The organism is Gilliamella sp. ESL0405 (assembly GCF_019469205.1).
Taxonomy (GTDB): Bacteria; Pseudomonadota; Gammaproteobacteria; order Enterobacterales; family Orbaceae; genus Gilliamella.
On record NZ_CP048265.1, the window covers coordinates 162,339 to 180,102 of the forward strand.

Below are 17,764 nucleotides of genomic sequence, written 5' to 3' on the forward strand. Positions count from 1 at the left end.
TTAAAAACGATAAGTGTTTTTGGGTAAAAATAGATAAGTTATCGGTTCGGTATAAATGTACTCAATGGGTTAAGCTAAGGTAAATTAAATATCAATCTCAACATAGACTGGCAAAGATAGGGCAAAAGCTTTATACTAGACATAATTTTGTGTATGGCAAAGACCATACTTATTTTTACCCCGTTCTTTAACATCATCAATTGGAAGAAAATTATGCATCCGATGCTTAATATTGCTATTCGTGCTGCGCGTAAAGCAGGTAATGTTGCCATTAAGGCTTATGAAAACCCGAGTTCAATCGAAATTAACACTAAAGGTGCTAATGATTTTGCAACTAATGCAGATCGAGCGGCTGAAGCTTTGATTATTGAAACAATTAAAAAAGCTTATCCAGATCATACTATTATTGCTGAAGAAAGCGGCCTTGCTAAAGGTAATGATGCCGATACGCAGTGGGTAATCGATCCAATTGATGGTACCACCAATTTTATTAAAAATATTCCCCATTTTGCGGTGTCTATTGCTGCTCGAGTGAAAGGTAAAACCGAAGTGGCGGTTGTCTATAATCCAATGAGTAACGAGCTATTTACTGCGGCACGTGGTAAAGGTGCGCAGCTTAATGGCTACCGAATTCGTGTTAGTAATGCTAAAGATTTAGAAGGAAGCGTACTGGCAACAGCTTTTCCATTTAAAGCAAAGCAATACAGCGATAGCTATTTTGCAGTACTACAAAAATTATTTACCAAATGTGGTGATTTTCGTCGTAGTGGGTCAGCGGCACTAGATTTGGCTTATGTGGCAGCGGGTCGTTTAGATGGCTTTTTTGAAATCGGTTTAAAACCATGGGATATTGCCGCAGGCGAGTTAATTTTACGTGAAGCTGGTGGCGTTATTACCGATTTTGCCGGCGGAAATAACTACATGGTATCGGGCAATATTGTTGCCGGTAATCCACGTGTTGTGAAAGATTTGCTGGTTTCTACCCAAAACGATTGGCCGGAAAACTTACGAGGCTAATGCTTATTAGAACAGAGTGATAATGCTCTGTTCTTTTTGGTTGCGGCTGTGTATTTTGCTTTAGCTATAATAAGAAATGCCTACATAGTACCAATCAATTATTTATCTTTTTTGTTTGGCTGGCATTGGCTCCATTGAGCAATTAACATTCAATCCTTGATTGTTTAAGCAGTGACTACCCCATTTATACATAGCTTGCAGTACCGGTTGAATACTTTCACCAAATGCGGTTAAGGAATATTCGACTTTCGGTGGCACAACCGGGAAAACTTTTCGATTAATTAGCTGATGCGATTCAAGTTCACGTAATTGCGCAGTTAGCATTTTTGGCGTGGCGCAAGGGATTTGTTTACGCAGCTGCGAAAACCTTAATGTTTTGTTTGTCATCAGTTGCCATAAAATCAAAGCTTTATATTTTCCACCAATCATATTTAAGGTTGTTTCGACCGGGCAACAGATAGTTGGTTGCGAATGTGGTTCGCGTTCATCGATTTTAGCTATAGGATTGTTCACGTTAATGTCTTAACAGTATCTTTTTGGATAGTATATATCAAAAAAGTGCATTCTTGTTAATAATACAATTAGTATTAAAATGGCTATCAATACAACCTGTAAAAATAAGATCTTTTGGATAAATAAGATATATTTGGTTTTAGATAGATTATTTATATTATAACGATAGCGTCAAATAAAACGGTTTCTTAGTGAATATAATAAATCAAAACAACACTAATTATTGAAGGATGCGTCAAATGAAAACAGTTGAATATCAATTTTTTGTTGAAGATATGAGTTGCGCATCATGCGTCAGCCGAGTTGAAAAAGCATTAAAAAAAATTGATGGTGTAATCGATGCCAGTGTCAATCTTGCCACCGAAAAAGCAAACGTGACTGCCAATGCCAATGTTAAATTAGAAACGCTAATGTCGGCGGTGGATAAAGCCGGTTATCATGCGGTGGAAATTACCGATCAACAAACACACGCCAAAGATGAAGAGAAACAAGCGTCACTTTGGCCGATTGTGTTATCGGTTATTTTGGCTATTCCATTTGTTGTGCCGATGCTACTTGAGCCATTTAATATTCATTTGATGATGCCAGCATGGTTACAACTTGTGCTGGCTTCGATTGTTCAATTTGGTCTGGGGGCTAAATTCTATCGTAGTGCTTTTAAGGCACTAAAAGCGTTAACGGGTAATATGGATTTATTAGTGGCAATGGGTACCAGTGCGGCTTATGGTTTGTCACTATATCAACTGATTAATGGCGATTATGATCATCTCTATTTTGAATCATCAGTTGTAATTATTACCCTGATTTTGTTTGGTAAATGGCTCGAGTCAAGAGCAAAACACCAAACCACCCAAGCGATCGAAGCACTTTCCGCCTTAAGGCCTGAACTAGCGTTAGTTAAACGAGGCGATCAACAAGTAAGTTTACCGATCAATCAAGTGAAGGTGGATGATATAGTTATTATCAAACCCGGTGAGCGTATTGCGGTCGACGGTATTGTTATTGAAGGTGCTTCGAGCTGTGATGAATCGATGTTGACCGGGGAAAGTTTACCGGTGAATAAAACCGTAAATAGTACGGTTACCGGCGGTACCATTAATGGTGAAGGGTTATTGTTAGTCAAAACCACAGCGGTTGAAGCCGACTCGACCCTGGCAAAAATTATTCAAATGGTTGAATCTGCGCAAGCTAAAAAAGCGCCAATTCAACGCATTGTTGATCGTATTAGTGCAATCTTTGTGCCGGTAATTTTGATTATCGCTTTAATTACCTTACTGGCATGGGGCGTGATGTATCATGATTGGCAACAAGCATTACTGCATGCTGTTGCCGTATTAGTTATTGCTTGCCCGTGTGCTTTAGGTTTAGCCACGCCAACAGCGATCATGGTTGGAACAGGCGTGGCTGCTCGACAAGGCATTTTAATTAAAGATGCTGAAGCCTTAGAAACATTGCACAATATTAATACCGTCGCATTCGATAAAACCGGCACATTAACCCTAGGTAAACCTGAACTGGTCGAAATGGATGTAATTGGCACTGAGACGCCCGATCAAATCTTATCGCTTGCGGCATCTATGCAAGCGGGCAGTGAGCACCCATTAGCTAAAGCTATCTTGTCTAAAGCAAAACAGTACGATTATGCCCAAAATATTACCTCTGTCACCGGATCGGGGGTCATGGCAACCATTGATAATACCGAATATTATTTAGGTAGTTTACGCTGGATGAAGTCATTAAATGCCTATTTTGTTGATATGGATGATAAAATCAGTGAGCTTACTGCGAAAGGTTATACCATCTCATTTTTAGCTAAGCAACAATCTGAAAATGGTGTAGCGATACTGGCTTTATTTGGTTTTGCTGATGTGATAAAACCCGAAGCCAAAAATGCTATTGATGCACTACATCAATTACATGTTAATACCGTTATGCTAACCGGTGATAATCAACAAGCTGCAAATTCGGTAGGGCAGCAGTTAGGCCTAGATAAAGTTATTGCAGAAGTGTTACCACAGGACAAAGCTAATTATATCTATCAATTACAAAAAGAGAGTCATACTAATACCAATAATCGAGTAGCAATGGTTGGCGACGGTATTAATGATGCTCCCGCTTTGGCAGCTGCTGATATTGGTATAGCAATGGGGACGGGGACAGATGTGGCAATGCATGCAGCAAGTATTACCTTAATGCGTGGTAATTTGTATCTTATTGCTGATGCGATTGATATTTCCCGCCGAACTTATAATAAGATCAAACAAAACCTATTTTGGGCGTTTTTTTATAACTTAATTGGTATTCCATTAGCCGCATTGGGCTTTTTAAATCCAATGATAGCCGGCGCTGCTATGGCATTAAGTAGTGTCAGTGTTGTCACCAATGCTTTATTACTTAAACGCTGGAAGGCAAGGGCAGAAACTAAGTAAGCGAATGGTTAGTTATAAGTTAAGGGGCAATTATGCCCCTTATTGATTACGTTTCTGCTCAAGTTTCTGCTTGAGTTGCTTAAAAGCATTTTATTTATTCGGTCACACTAAAATTAATTTGCGATCCTTTGCCTTGCTCAGTGACAAACACGCCAACGGCACAAATAAGTTGTTCGTTATAGTAAATCAAAGGAGTACGTGTGCGCATCCATGGTGGGATCTGGTGTTCTTGCCATATTTTTTTGATCGCTCTTGACCCTTGCCGATTAACTATTTGCAATCGACCTTGCGCATGAAAACGTACGGTAACTGCCTCGTCGGCTTGAGGTAGGCGACAATTTAAATCGTGCTGGTAATGAGATTGTAACTGACCGATATTATCCGGTAACACTAAAGGCGAAGTGAGATCCCAATTGATGACTAAGTGTTCAGTATCATCATACAGTGGCAACAGATAAAGTTGATTTTGATAACGGCGAATTTGTTTGTTATGCAAAACAAATTTTGGATTAGCATCTTCCTTTGCTTCAACGACCGTTTGCCAAATTAATGCCAGCTGTTTTTGACTCGGCATCATCACGCCTTGTTGTCGAAACCACATGCGCAAAATCGCATTGCGTTTATATTCTGAATAATTGATTAACGGCGACAAACGTAGCTGACCTTGCGTTGTCAATAGTTGGTGAAAATCGTTATCTAACAGCTCGTTAATTAACGCTTCTTGTTGTTGGCAAAGTGAAGCACTTCGGGCAACCATTTGGGAAAACTGTGGCCAGCGCTGATTGATAAGTGGTAACACCTTTAATCGTAGAAAGTTACGGTCATAATGGTCATCTTGATTGCTTTCATCTTCTATCCAAGTTAATTGATGCCAGTTGGCGTACGCTTCGATTTGTTGGCGTGAGATCGTCAATAATGGTCTAAGATGCCTGTTGCTTTCAACCGGCATTGCCGATAAACCGGCTGGCCCGCTGCCCCGTTTTAGCGCTAACAAAAAAGTTTCGCATTGGTCATCAAGATGCTGGGCTGTGCATAGCATCTGATCGCTTTTTAGGTGACGATAAATTGCTTGATAACGAGCATTTCGAGCTTGCTGTTCAATATTACCCGCCATAGGATCGAGCCGAACTTTTTCAATAATGAGCGGTACTTGCCATATTTGGCACTGCTGTTGGCAATGCCTTGCCCAGCTATCGGCATTTTGACTTAAGCCATGATGAATATAAATTGCGCTGAGTTGTAAGTCTGGTCGTTGCTGTTGTTTCAATTGGGTAAGCGCATGTAATAGCACCGTTGAATCCACGCCACCACTGTAAGCAACCAGTAGCGATTGACGATTTTTGATATGATCTAAAATCGCCTGTTCAATGCTTTGATCAATCATCGTTTGGCTTTGATTTTTCATTGTTATTTAATCACACTAAGCTTTTAATCATACTAAATTTTGATCATATTAAGCTTTGTAGGGCATTTGCTTTATTTTTATTTAACTTAATTCGGTCTAAACCAGCGGATAGATCAGCAATTAAATCATCGGGATCTTCAAGCCCGATATGTAACCGAATGAGCGTTCCGTCAAAGCTGACTCCAGAAACCGGTCGGATTTTGGCTAGCTCTTCGGGTTGATTGGCTAAAATTAATGACTCAAACCCACCCCATGAATAAGCCATTGAAAAATGGGTTAAATTATCTAAAAAGTCGGAAAGCTGTACATCATTTAAATGGTCGTTTAGCACAAATGAAAATAAACCACTTGCACCGGTAAAGTCACGGGCAAAAAACTCATGTCCTTTGCAACTTGCTAAGGCAGGGTGATTAACGGTCGCGACTTTAGGATGAGCCGCCAGCCATTTTGCTACTTTTAAGCCACTTTCATGATGTTGTTTAAGTCTGACTGCTAAAGTGCGTAAACCTCGTGCTGCCATATAAGCGGTATCTGCATCACACATTTGACCCATTAAATAAGAGCGTTCTCGCAATCTATCCCAGCATCGCTCATTAGCAACAGCAGTGCCGAGCATCGCATCGGAGTGACCAATTAAATATTTAGTGCCTGCTTGAATTGAGATATCAATATCATGATCTAACGCTTTAAATAGCACGCCAGCAGCCCAGGTATTATCCATTATAATGACTATTTGCGGATTAATGTTCCTGATTGCTTTCACAATAGCGGGCACATCATGGATTTCCATCGTAATTGAGCTTGGCGACTCTAAAAACACCACTTTAGTATTTGGTTTGATGTGGTTTGTGATATAACGGCCAACTAAAGGTGAAAAGTAATCGGTTTCAACACCTAAATCTTTTAAAATATGATTACAAAACTCTTGAGTCGGTTCGTAACTGGCTTCAGATACCAAAATATGGTCGCCGGTTTTTACAAAAGCCAAAATCGCATTGGCAATGGCTGCTGCACCACACGGGTAAAGGTAACATCCTGCACCACCTTCAATTTCAGTCAAGGCATCTTGCAGCGAGAAATGGGTTAATGTGCCTCGACGTCCATAAAAGAGTGCGCCATTAGTGCGATTTTCGGTCGCTTCTTTTTTGGCTGCAATAGAGTCAAATACTAACGATGAGGCTCGTTGGATAACCGGATTTACTGCACCTTGAGTATAGCGTTTTTTGCGACCAGCATTGACTAATTTGGTTTGTAATGACATGACGTATCCTTGCTATCTGATAAATTTTAATAACAATTAGCATAGCATGCTGTTAAAATAGTAAAAAATAATTTTTATCAATACTGGCTTTTCAATCATGCTAATTGTCCAACTTGCCAATCTCAATAGCGTGGCAATTAACTATTCGTTGTTATCTGAGCAAATTATTAATGATGCTAATAAAATGAATGAGCGACGTAAAAAACAGTTTTTAGCCTGTCGTTCCATACTAGCCAGTTTGCTCAATCAATATTGTCAGATCGCAACTTTGCCAACAATGATAATTGGCGATAATGCTCGCCCCTGTTTTTTAGATTCTAATCTGCCGGATTTTAATATTAGCCACAGTCAAGACAGCGTGGCTGTGGCGATTTCATTAACCGGTAAAGTTGGGTTAGATATCGAAGTGGCACGTCCACGAAAAAATTATCAGAAGGTAGCAAAAAATTTTTTTGCTGATACCGAATGTCAATGGATGCGCACACAACAAGATGAACTATCCGCTTTTTGGCAACTTTGGACGTTAAAAGAGTCGGCCTTAAAGCTCTATGCCAAAGGGGTGTGGCAAATGAAATCGGTAAAAATTGATCTGGCTAACAAGATGATTAGTGCACCTTTTGGCGGTCACTTTTATTATCAATATCAGCAGGTGGATGATATTCATCTTGCGGTCAATTGCGATAAGCCGATTACTCATTTTGTGTTAAACACGTAATTAACTTGATGACTTACCGGATAAATTCTAACAAATCATCTTAGTCAAATGAGTAAACAGGCTGTTAAGCTTTAAACAAGATAGATATTTTGCAATATTTCTCTGTTTTTTTGGTCGAGATCATACTCTTGCGCTAACCAGTTATCGATAGTGTTATAACGCTCTTTAATAGCCGTAATTGCAGCGCTTAAATACTCTTTTTTGGTAGCAAAGATCGCTTTTTGCTTTTCAAACTCTTCCGGTGTTAATTGGCTTTTTTGTTGGTTAAGCGTCTGTTCTCGAAACGTTTGTAAGCACTGTTCAGTGAGTAAGTAATCTTGCATAACCACCTCTTCACTAACGCCTAAAGCAAATAAAACTAATGCCACACCGATGCCTGTTCTGTCTTTGCCAACTGCACAATGTTGGACTAACGGTCTACCATTGGCTTTAAATAGTGTTGAAATAAGTGTCTGATAAGCAAGATTATTAAACGGTAAAAGCTGATAAAGTTTAAGCATAAACTCATGAGGGGAATATTTTTTTAACACCGTGATATCGTTTTTTAGATCACTGGTTAAACTTGCGGTAATTTCGTTATTTAATGGATTGGCCGGTACATTAATATAATGACTATCAGCCCATAAATTATCAGGGTGGCGATCGATTTCATGTTGATCACGATAATCTAAAACATAATGTAACTTTAATTCGTCAGACAAGAATTTTTTTTCATCCTCTGTGAGGCGAGAACATTCCCCAGCCCGATATAACATGCCAGAGCGAACTTGCCGCCCATCTTTGGTTTTAATGCCGCCTAAATCACGAAAATTGATGCCATTTTTAATAGGTATAACCGATGTCATTGCTGTTCCTTATTTATGCTTAACTTCGCTTGCTATATTAACATGTTTCTGATTAGAATTAAGCCATTGTTTTTGCTTTATTACTTATCGAGGTGCTTATTATGTCTACATTATCTATTTTACTTTCTGATCAAGTTGCGCAACCACAGTGGGGTAAAGATGCGCTACTGAGCTATTGCCAAGAGTCTATTACTATTCACTATAAAACTGAACATCGCTTAGGTGCAATTCAACGGGCAGGGCGTAAACTTGATAATCAAGGCATTAACTCGATTAAACTCAGTGGAAGTGGCTGGGATTTAGAATCTTGCTGGCATTTTTGGTTAGGTTATCGTAATGCTAAAAATAATAATAAAGTGAGTTGGCCAAAACTTAGTACTGAAGATAAACAAGAACTCAAACACCGCCTAGCCATTATTGATTGGTGTCGTGATATTGTTAACCAACCCGCTGAAACATTAAGTCCTCTTGAATTAGCCACCCAAAGCGCCAAATTAATTAGCACTTATTCATCTGATATAAAATACAATATTATCACAGGCGAAGCATTAAAAACGCATGATTATATGGGTATTTATACTGTGGGGAAAGGATCGGATAGGCCGGCGGCACTACTTGAACTTGACTATAACCCGAGCCAAAATCCAAAAGCGCCTATCGTTGCTTGTTTAGTTGGTAAAGGTATCACCTTTGATTCGGGGGGCTACAGCCTAAAACCGAGTAGCTTTATGGAGTCGATGCGTGCCGATATGGGTGGTGCAGCTCTGGTTACCAGCGCTTTAGCACTCGCTATTGCACGAGGTGTCAATCATCGTATTAAACTTTACTTATGTTGTGCAGATAACTTAGTCAGTGGTAACGCCTTTAAACTTGGTGATATTATCCGTTATCGCAACGGTAAAACAGTTGAAATTGATAACACCGATGCTGAAGGTCGTTTAGTTTTAGCTGACGGATTAATCAGTGCTGACAAAGATAAACCTCGTTATATTATTGATTGTGCAACATTAACCGGCGCTGCAAAAATTGCTGTCGGTAATGACTATCAATCGTTACTCTCGTTTGATGATAAATTAGCTAATGCGCTATTGGTGAGTAGTGAAATCGAGCATGAAGCCTTTTGGCGTTTACCATTAGCGGAGTTTCATCGCTCCCAGTTCCCTTCCTCATTTGCCGATATAGCCAATTCCGGATTACCTAATACGGCTGGTGCCAGCACAGCAGCGGCATTTTTGTCATATTTTATTAAAAATTATAAACAAAACTGGCTGCACATCGACTGTTCAGCAACATTCCGTAAAAGCGCTAGCGCATTGTGGGCAACGGGAGCAACGGGTATTGGTGTAAGAACCATTGCTAACCTATTAAGTACTTTAAAATAAATGATTGATATTACAAGTCAATTTATTCTCAAGTTAGCTTATCTTAGGAGATTATTAACTGCTTATCGAAGCATTGTTGATTTGCAAAAGGCTTTTATTAATGTCTTTTGCATTTTACTCGTTTGCTAGCAAAAAAATAAGTAAATTATTATATTTCAGTGGGTTAAGGAAGAATCATGAAGAAAACACTATTTGTTGTATTAACAGCATTATTATCGACGACGGCTTACGCTAATCATTGTGCTACTTTTTTTGAACAAAAAGATTTTGAACAAGCGTTATTTGCTTGTAACACTGAGGCTGAGCAGGGAGATAGACAAGCTCAGTATAATTTAGGAACGATGTATTATCGAGGTCTCGGCGTTGAAGAAAATAACGAACAAGCGCTCTATTGGTATAAAAAAGCAGCTGAACAAGGGTTTAGTAAAGCGCAATTTGAATTAGGGGTTTGGTATGATCTAGGTGAAGTTGTCGAAGTCGATAAAGAAAAAGCGCTATATTGGTATAAAAAATCGGCTGAACAAGGGTTTAATAAGGCACAATATAATTTAGGGATTTTATATAACGAAGGTGGCGGTGTCGAAGTCGATAAAGAAAAAGCAGTATATTGGTATAAAAAAGCAGCTGAACAAGGGCTTAGTAAGGCGCAATATAATTTGGGACTTATGTATGAGCAAGGTGACGGCATCGAAGTCGATAAAGAAAAAGCATTCTATTGGTATAGCCAAGCTGCTGAACAAGGGTTAGACAAAGCGCAATATAATTTAGCGATTATATATAAAGAAGGAGACGGCGTCGAAGTCGATAAAGAAAAAGCGCTATATTGGTATAAAAAAGCGGCTGAACAAGGGTTTACTAAAGCACAATATAACCTAGGGCTTATGTATGACCAAGGTGATGTGGTCAAAGCCAATACAGAAAAAGCGCTATATTGGTATACTCAAGCCGCTGAACGAGGGTTCAGTGAGGCGCAACATAATTTAGGGGTTATGTATGACGAAGGTGAGGGCGTCAAAGTCGATAAAGAAAAAGCATTCTATTGGTATAGTCAAGCCGCTGAACAAGGGTTAGATAAGTCGCAATATAATTTAGGGCTTATGTATGACCATGGAGAGGGCGTCAAGGAAGATAGAGAAAAAGCATTCTATTGGTATAGTCAAGCCGCTGAACAAGGGTTTGCTCAAGCGCAACATTATTTAGGGATTATGTATGCTGAAGGTGAAGGTGTCAAAGTCGATAAAGAAAAAGCGCTCTATTGGTATACTAAAGCCGCAGAACAAGGGGTTGGTGACGCACAATTTAATTTAGGCGTTATGTATGACGAAGGTCAAGGTGTCGAAGTCGATAAAGAAAAAGCGTTATATTGGTATACTCAAGCCGCAGAACAAGGGGTTGTTGACGCACAATTTAATTTAGGCGTTATGTATGACGAAGGTGAAGGTGTCGAAGTTGATAAAGAAAAAGCATTCCATTGGTATAGCCAAGCTGCTGAACAAGGGTATGATAAAGCGCAATATAATTTAGGGAATATGTATAACCAAGGAAAGGGAGTCAAAGCCGATAAAGAAAAAGCATTCTATTGGTATAAAAAAGCAGCTGAACAAGGATTTAGTAGGGCGCAATATAATTTAGGGCTCATGTATGACGAAGGTGTAGGCGTCAAAGTCAATAAAGAAAAAGCGTTCTATTGGTATACTAAAGCCGCTGAACAAGGCCATATAAATGGTCAGTATAACTTAGCACTTCTGTATGACGAAGGTGAGGGCGTCAAAGTCAATAAAGAAAAAGCGCTATATTGGTTTACTAAAGCCGCTGAACAAGGGGATGGTGATGCGCAATTTAGTATTGGGATTATGTATGCCGATGGTGAAGGTGTCAAAGTTGATAAAGAAAAAGCGCTATATTGGTATACTAAAGCTGCAGAACAAGGGGTTGGTGACGCACAATTTAATTTAGGCGTTATGTATGACGATGGTGATGGTATCAAAGTTAATAAAGAAAAAGCGCTCTATTGGTATACTAAAGCCGCAGAACAAGGCATTGATGATGCGCAATATAATTTAGGATTGATGTATTACGAAGGTGACGGTGTCAAAGTCAATAAAGAAAAAGCGCTAAATTGGTTTACTAAAGCTGCAGAACAAGATGTTGATGACGCACAATATTATCTAGGGATTATGTATGCCCAAGGTGACGGCGTCGAAGAAAACAGAGAAAAAGCGCTATACTGGTTAACTAAAGCTGCGGAACAAGGTGTTGATGATGCTCAATATAATTTGGGGGTTATGTATGACGAAGGTTTTGGTGTCGAAGTTAACAAAGAAAAAGCCGTATATTGGTATACTAAAGCTGCTGAACAAGGCGTTGGTTGGGCGCAAAACAATTTAGGAGTAATGTATCAGCAAGGTGAGGGCGTTAAAAAAAATATAGCGTTAGCCAAAAAATATTTTAAACAAGCTTGTTCACTCGGTTTAAAAAAAAGTTGTGATAGTTATAATTCCATGAAGTAAATATCATTAAGCAATATAGAAGAGTCAATTTATACTTAAAGAGCTGTCTTATATATTAAGGCAGTTCTTTTTTTATACAGCCTAAAAATGTCATTTATTCTGTTAACACAATCATTTATTCTGTTAACACAATCATTTTTTTGATATAAATTGGCATAACAGTGATATTTTGACACGGCTCAATAAATTTGGTTGGCGTGTTAACCATTTATCAATGCCATAACCCAATACCGATAAGCCATTTAAAAGTACATTGTTAACGAGTAATAGAGAGTAAGCCTATTTTTGAACTTTTCTTGTCAGTAGGCAAACTTAAAAAATTATTTTTATTTTCTAGGGGTTTAAGGAAAACTTATGAAAAAAATACTATTTGTTGTATTAACTGCATTATTATCGACAACAGCTTACGCTAATAATTGCATTACTTATTTAAAACAAGCAGCTTTAGATAAAGCTTTAGTTGCTTGTAACACTGAGGCAGAGCAGGGAGATAAAGATGCTCAATATAACTTAGCACTTATGTATGACGAAGGTGAGGGTGTTAAAGAAAGTAAAGAAAAAGCGCTCTATTGGTATACTAAAGCCGCAGAACAAGGTGTTGGTGACGCACAATATAATTTAGCGGTTATTTATGATGAAGGTGAGGGTGTTGAAGAAAGTAAAGAAAAAGCGCTCTATTGGTATACTAAAGCCGCAGAACAAGGTGTTGGTGATGCGCAATATAATTTAGGGCTTATGTATGACGAAGGTGATGGAGTCGACGTCAATAAAGAAAAAGCGTTCTATTGGTATACTAAAGCCGCAGAACAAGGGGGGCGTGAGGCGCAATATAATTTAGGGCTTATGTATGACGAAGGTGATGGAGTCGACGTCAATAAAGAAAAAGCGCTCTATTGGTATACTAAAGCCGCTGAACAAGGGGGGCGTGAGGCGCAAAATAATTTAGGAGTACTGTATCAGCAAGGTGAGGGTGTTAAAAAAGATATAGCGTTAGCCAAAAAATATTTTAAACAAGCTTGTTCGCTTGGTTTAAAAGAAGGTTGTAAAAATTATAATTCCATGAAGTAAACATCATTAATCAATATAGAAGAGTCAATTTATGCTAAAAGAACTGTCTTATATTAAGGCAGTTCTTTTTTTATACCGCCTCAAAATGTCATTTATTCTGTTAACACAATTACTTTTTTGTTATAAATTGGCTCAACAGTGACACTTTGATGCGACCCAATAAGTTAGGGTGGTGTGTTAACCCTTTTATCAACCCTATAACCCGATACCGATAAGCGATTTAAAAGTACATTGTTAACAAGTAATAGATAGTAAACGTATTTTTGTTCTTTTCTTGCCAGCAGACAAAATAAAAAAATTATTATATTTAAGGAACTTAAGGAAAACTAATGAAAAAAGTACTATTTGTTGTATTAACAGCATTATTATCGACGACAGCTTACGCTAATAATTGCGCTATTTATTTTGATCTAGATAATTTTGATAAAGCTTTTGTTGCTTGTAAACAAGAGGCTGAGCAGGGAGATACCGACGCTATGATTAACTTAGCGCTTATGTATGACCAAGGCGATCCTGTCGGAATCTATCCAGAAAAATCGCTCTATTGGTTATCACAAGCAGCGGAACACGGACATAGTCATACGCAATATTATTTAGCAGTGATGTATGACGATGGGTACTGTGTTGACGTCGATAAAGAAAAAGCGCTCTATTGGTACACTCAAGCAGCAAAACAAGGACTTGTTGAGGCGCAATATGATTTAGCACGTAAGTATGATAAAGGCGAGGGTGTCGAGGTCAATAAAGAAAAAGCGATATATTGGTTTACACAAGCAGCTGAACAAGGGTCTGATGAGGCGAAAAATTATTTAGGGCTTATTTATTACAAAGAAGACGGTGTCAAAGCCAATAAAGAAAAAGCGGTATATTGGTTCACTAAAGCAATGGATCAAGGGCTTGGTGAAGCGCAATATAATTTAGCACGTATGTATGACAAAGGTGACGGTGTCGAAGTCAATAAAGAAAAAGCGCTAGATTGGTATACTCAAGCAGCGAAAAAAGGAGTTCGTGTTGCGCAATATCATTTAGCACGTATATATGAAGCAGGAGACGGTGTCGAAGTCAATAAAGAACAAGCATTAGATTGGTTGATTCAAGCAGCGGAAGCAGGACTTGGTGATGCGCAATATGATTTAGCACGTATATATGACGAAGCGGATGGTGCCGAAATCAATAAGGAAAAAGCGCTTTATTGGTACACTCAAATATTATATTCCGGGACTTATGAGCTGCAAAAAGAACTTGGGGTTATTTATGATGAAGGGTACGGTATCAAAAGCAATAAAGAAAAAGCGCTAGATTGGTTAATTAAAGCAGCGAAAGGCGGATTTCGTACAGCGCAATATGATTTAGCACATATGTATGATAGTGGGAAGGGCATTGAAGTCGATAAAGAAAAAGCACTCTATTGGTACACAAAAGCTGCAAAACAAGGGGATGTTATATCGCAATATAACATAGCCAATATGTATTACAAAGGAGACGGTGTCGAAGTCAATAAAGAAAAAGCGTTATATTGGTATAGTCAATCGGCTCAACAGGGGGTTAGTGAGGCACAATATAAGTTAGGATTTATGTATGGCCAAGGTGACGGCATCGAAGTTGATAAAGAAAAAGCGTTATATTGGTATACTCAAGCAGCTGAACAAGGGTTTAGTCGGGCGAAATATGATTTAGGACTTATGTATGAGCAAGGTGACGGCATCGAAGTTGATAAAGGAAAAGCGATATATTGGTATAGTCAAGCGGCTGAACATGGGTTTAGTGAGGCACAATATCATTTAGGATTTATGTATGACGCAGGTCACGGCGTTGAAGCCAATAAAGAAAAAGCGCTCTATTGGTACACCAAAGCAGCGGAAAAAGGGCTTGATTATGCGCAATATCATTTAGCACGTATGTATGACAAAGGTGATGGTGTCGAAACCAATAAAGAAAAAGCGCACTATTGGTACACTCAAGCAGCGAAAAAAGGAAATGTTACGGCGCTCAATTTGCTCATTAAAACAGCGGAAGAAGGGAATGATACGGTACAATATGATTTAGCACGTATGTATGACGAAGGAGACGGTGTCGAAGTCAATAAACAAAAAGCGCTCTATTGGTACACAAAAGCTGCCGAACAAGGGGGTGGTGGTGCACAATATTCTTTAGCACTTATGTATGACAAAGGAGACGGAATCGAAGCCAATGAAGAAAAAGCGATATATTGGTACCTTAGAGCAGCAAAACAGGGATATAGTAGTGAAGAAGGGTATTCAGATCATTTTATAGAACAAAAGCTATCATTGGTCACCCGTTTAGCAGAACAAGGCGATAGTGATGCGCAATATTTTTTAGCATGTATGTATGGAGAAGGAGACGGTGTCAAAGTCAATAAAGAAAAAGCGCGCTATTGGTATACTAAAGCAGCGGAAGCAGGGCTTACTAGTGTGCAATATGATTTAGCTTTTATGTATAGAGCAGGAGATGATATCGAAGCCAATAAAGAAAAAGCGCTCTATTGGTATACAAAAGCAGCGGAAGCAGGATTTGTTCAAGCACAACAAGATTTAGCTTTTATGTATGAAATAGGTAGCGATGTCGAAGTTAATAAAGAAACAGCGTTTTATTGGTACACAAAAGCAGCGGAACAAGGGAATGTTTGGGCGCAATATAAATTAGGGGGTATGTATGACGAAGGTGATGGTGTTGAAGTCAATAAAGAAAAAGCACGCTATTGGTACACAAAAGCTGCGGAACAAGGGGATGGTGGTGCACAATATTGTTTAGCACTTATGTATGACAAAGGTGACGGAATTGAAGCCAATGAAGAAAAAGCAATATATTGGTACCTTAGAGCAGCAAAAAATGGGTTTAGTAATGAGGAAGAGTATTCAGATCATTTTAAAAAACAAAAGCTATTATCGATCACCCGTTTAACAGAGCAAGGGGATATTACGGCGCAATTCCATTTAGCACGTATGTATGACAAAGGTGAAGGCGTCAAAGTCAATAAAGAAAAAGCGCTATATTGGTACACAAAATCAGCAGAACAAGGGCTTGTTCAAGCACAATATCAGTTAGCATATATGTATGACAAAGGTGACGGTGCCGAAGTTAATAAAGAAAAAGCGGTATATTGGTACAATGAAGTTGCGCAAGAAGAGCATACTGTTGCGCAATATGAGTTAGCACGTATGTATGACAAAGGTGACGGTATAAAAGTCGATAAAAACAAAGCACTATTTTGGTATAAAAAAGCAGCAGATAATGGTAACACTCAAGCAATACATCAGTTAGGCGTTATATATTATGAAGGTGATGGTATTGAAAAAAATAACAAGTTAGCTAAAAAGTATTTTGAACTAGCTTGTGAGCAAAAACTTAAAGAAAGTTGCGATATTCTTCACAAAGGAATCAAATAGACATTATTCATAAGTCAGGCAAATCAGAAATCTGTTAAAAGGACTGTTTTACATATTAAGATAGTTCTTTTTTTATACAGCCTAAAAATGTCATTTATTGTGTTAACACAATCACTTTTTTGATATAAATTTGCTTAACAATGACATTTTAATACGGCTCAAGATATTTGGTTGGCGTGTTAGTCATTTTATCAACCCCGATAACCCGATACCAATAAGCCATTTAAAAGTACATTGTTAACAAGTAATAGATAGTAAACGTATTTTTGTTCTTTTCTTGCCAGCAGGCAAAATAAAAAAATTATTATTATTTTTAGGAATTTAAGGAAAACTAATGAAAAAAGTACTATTTGTTGTATTAACAGCATTATTATCGACGACGGCTTACGCTAATAATTGCACTACCTATTTCGAACAAAACGATTTTGATAAAGCTTTAATTGAGGCTGAGCGGGGAGATAGGGATGCTCAGTTGTACTTAGCAGTTATATATGCCGAAGGTGAAATTGTCGAAGCCGATAAAGGAAAATCGTTATATTGGTATACTAAAGCCGCTGAGCAAGGAGATAAGGAGGCTCAATTTTACTTAGGATTTCTGTATGACTCTGGTGAGGGAGTCGACGTCAATAAAGAAAAAGCGTTCTATTGGTATACTAAAGCCGCTGAACAAGGATTTAGTACAGCGCAAAATAATTTAGGGGTAATGTATAATGAAGGTGAGGGTGTTGAAGAAAGTAAAGAAAAAGCACTCTATTGGTATACTAAAGCCGCAGAACAAGGGGGGCGTGAGGCGCAATATAATTTAGGGTTTATGTATGACTCTGGTGAGGGAGTCGACGTCAATAAAGAAAAAGCGTTCTATTGGTATACTAAAGCCGCTGAACAAGGTCTTGGTGACGCACAACATAGTTTAGGGGTTATGTATGACAAAGGTGATGGTGTCAAAGTCGATAAAGAAAAAGCACTATTTTGGTATAAAAAAGCAGCAGATAGTGGTTACACTGAAGCAATGCATAAATTAGGCGTTATATATTATGAAGGCGATGGTATTGAAAAAAATAGCAAGTTAGCTAAAAAGTATTTTGAACTAGCTTGTGACCGAAAATTTAAAGAAAGTTGCGATATCCTTCTTAAAGGAACCAAATAGACATTATTCATAAGTCACGCAAATCAGAAATCTGTTAAAAGGACTGTCTTACATATTAAGTCAGT

General features: G+C 38.4%; 12 protein-coding genes. 8 read left to right on the plus strand and 4 right to left on the minus strand.

Going from position 1 to position 17,764, the window contains the following annotated elements; genetic code table 11:
- Nucleotides 1-213: 213 nt before the first annotated feature.
- Nucleotides 214-1,017: an inositol-1-monophosphatase gene (gene suhB / locus GYM74_RS00720; protein ID WP_220219605.1), complete on the plus strand. Its 804-nt coding sequence runs from the start codon at nucleotides 214-216 to the stop codon at nucleotides 1,015-1,017.
- Between the two features lie 102 nt (nucleotides 1,018-1,119).
- On the opposite strand, the gene GYM74_RS00725 is transcribed toward suhB, so the two are convergent.
- On the minus strand, nucleotides 1,120-1,446 hold the full coding sequence (locus tag GYM74_RS00725) for a helix-turn-helix domain-containing protein (RefSeq protein WP_220219606.1): 327 nt from the start codon (nucleotides 1,444-1,446) through the stop codon (nucleotides 1,120-1,122).
- 323 nt (nucleotides 1,447-1,769) lie between these two features.
- Here GYM74_RS00725 and GYM74_RS00730 point away from each other — a divergent pair, with 323 nt between their 5' ends.
- Entirely contained in the window at nucleotides 1,770-3,959 is a 2,190-nt protein-coding gene (locus tag GYM74_RS00730) for a cation-translocating P-type ATPase (RefSeq protein WP_220218612.1), read from the plus strand.
- A 94-nt stretch (nucleotides 3,960-4,053) separates the two neighbouring features.
- Here GYM74_RS00730 and tilS read toward each other — a convergent pair whose 3' ends face one another.
- Both tilS and metC read right to left on the minus strand, forming a co-directional pair.
- Nucleotides 4,054-5,343: a tRNA lysidine(34) synthetase TilS gene (gene tilS / locus GYM74_RS00735; protein ID WP_370634040.1), complete on the minus strand. Its 1,290-nt coding sequence runs from the start codon at nucleotides 5,341-5,343 to the stop codon at nucleotides 4,054-4,056.
- A gap of 64 nt (nucleotides 5,344-5,407) precedes the next feature.
- Entirely contained in the window at nucleotides 5,408-6,625 is a 1,218-nt protein-coding gene (gene metC / locus GYM74_RS00740; RefSeq protein ID WP_220218614.1) for a cystathionine beta-lyase, read from the minus strand.
- A gap of 97 nt (nucleotides 6,626-6,722) precedes the next feature.
- Between metC and GYM74_RS00745 the strand changes: the two genes are divergently transcribed.
- A complete protein-coding gene (locus GYM74_RS00745; protein WP_220218615.1) occupies nucleotides 6,723-7,340 on the plus strand; it encodes a 4'-phosphopantetheinyl transferase superfamily protein in 618 nt (205 codons plus the stop codon).
- A gap of 71 nt (nucleotides 7,341-7,411) precedes the next feature.
- Here GYM74_RS00745 and GYM74_RS00750 read toward each other — a convergent pair whose 3' ends face one another.
- A complete protein-coding gene (locus tag GYM74_RS00750) occupies nucleotides 7,412-8,185 on the minus strand; it encodes a tyrosine-protein phosphatase (RefSeq protein ID WP_220218616.1) in 774 nt (257 codons plus the stop codon).
- 101 nt (nucleotides 8,186-8,286) lie between these two features.
- Between GYM74_RS00750 and pepB the strand changes: the two genes are divergently transcribed.
- The 5 genes from pepB to GYM74_RS00775 all read left to right on the plus strand — a co-directional run bounded on the left by pepB (nucleotide 8,287) and on the right by GYM74_RS00775 (nucleotide 17,699).
- Complete coding sequence (gene pepB, locus GYM74_RS00755) at nucleotides 8,287-9,567, plus strand: aminopeptidase PepB (protein ID WP_220218617.1); 1,281 nt, start codon at nucleotides 8,287-8,289, stop codon at nucleotides 9,565-9,567.
- Between the two features lie 176 nt (nucleotides 9,568-9,743).
- Nucleotides 9,744-12,077: a tetratricopeptide repeat protein gene (locus GYM74_RS00760; RefSeq protein ID WP_220218618.1), complete on the plus strand. Its 2,334-nt coding sequence runs from the start codon at nucleotides 9,744-9,746 to the stop codon at nucleotides 12,075-12,077.
- A 354-nt stretch (nucleotides 12,078-12,431) separates the two neighbouring features.
- Nucleotides 12,432-13,145: a tetratricopeptide repeat protein gene (locus tag GYM74_RS00765; RefSeq protein ID WP_220218619.1), complete on the plus strand. Its 714-nt coding sequence runs from the start codon at nucleotides 12,432-12,434 to the stop codon at nucleotides 13,143-13,145.
- Nucleotides 13,146-13,474: 329 nt separating this feature from the next.
- Nucleotides 13,475-16,552: a tetratricopeptide repeat protein gene (locus GYM74_RS00770; RefSeq protein ID WP_220218620.1), complete on the plus strand. Its 3,078-nt coding sequence runs from the start codon at nucleotides 13,475-13,477 to the stop codon at nucleotides 16,550-16,552.
- Nucleotides 16,553-16,886: 334 nt separating this feature from the next.
- On the plus strand, nucleotides 16,887-17,699 hold the full coding sequence (locus GYM74_RS00775) for a tetratricopeptide repeat protein (RefSeq protein WP_220218621.1): 813 nt from the start codon (nucleotides 16,887-16,889) through the stop codon (nucleotides 17,697-17,699).
- The last annotated feature ends 65 nt before the right edge of the window (nucleotides 17,700-17,764 follow it).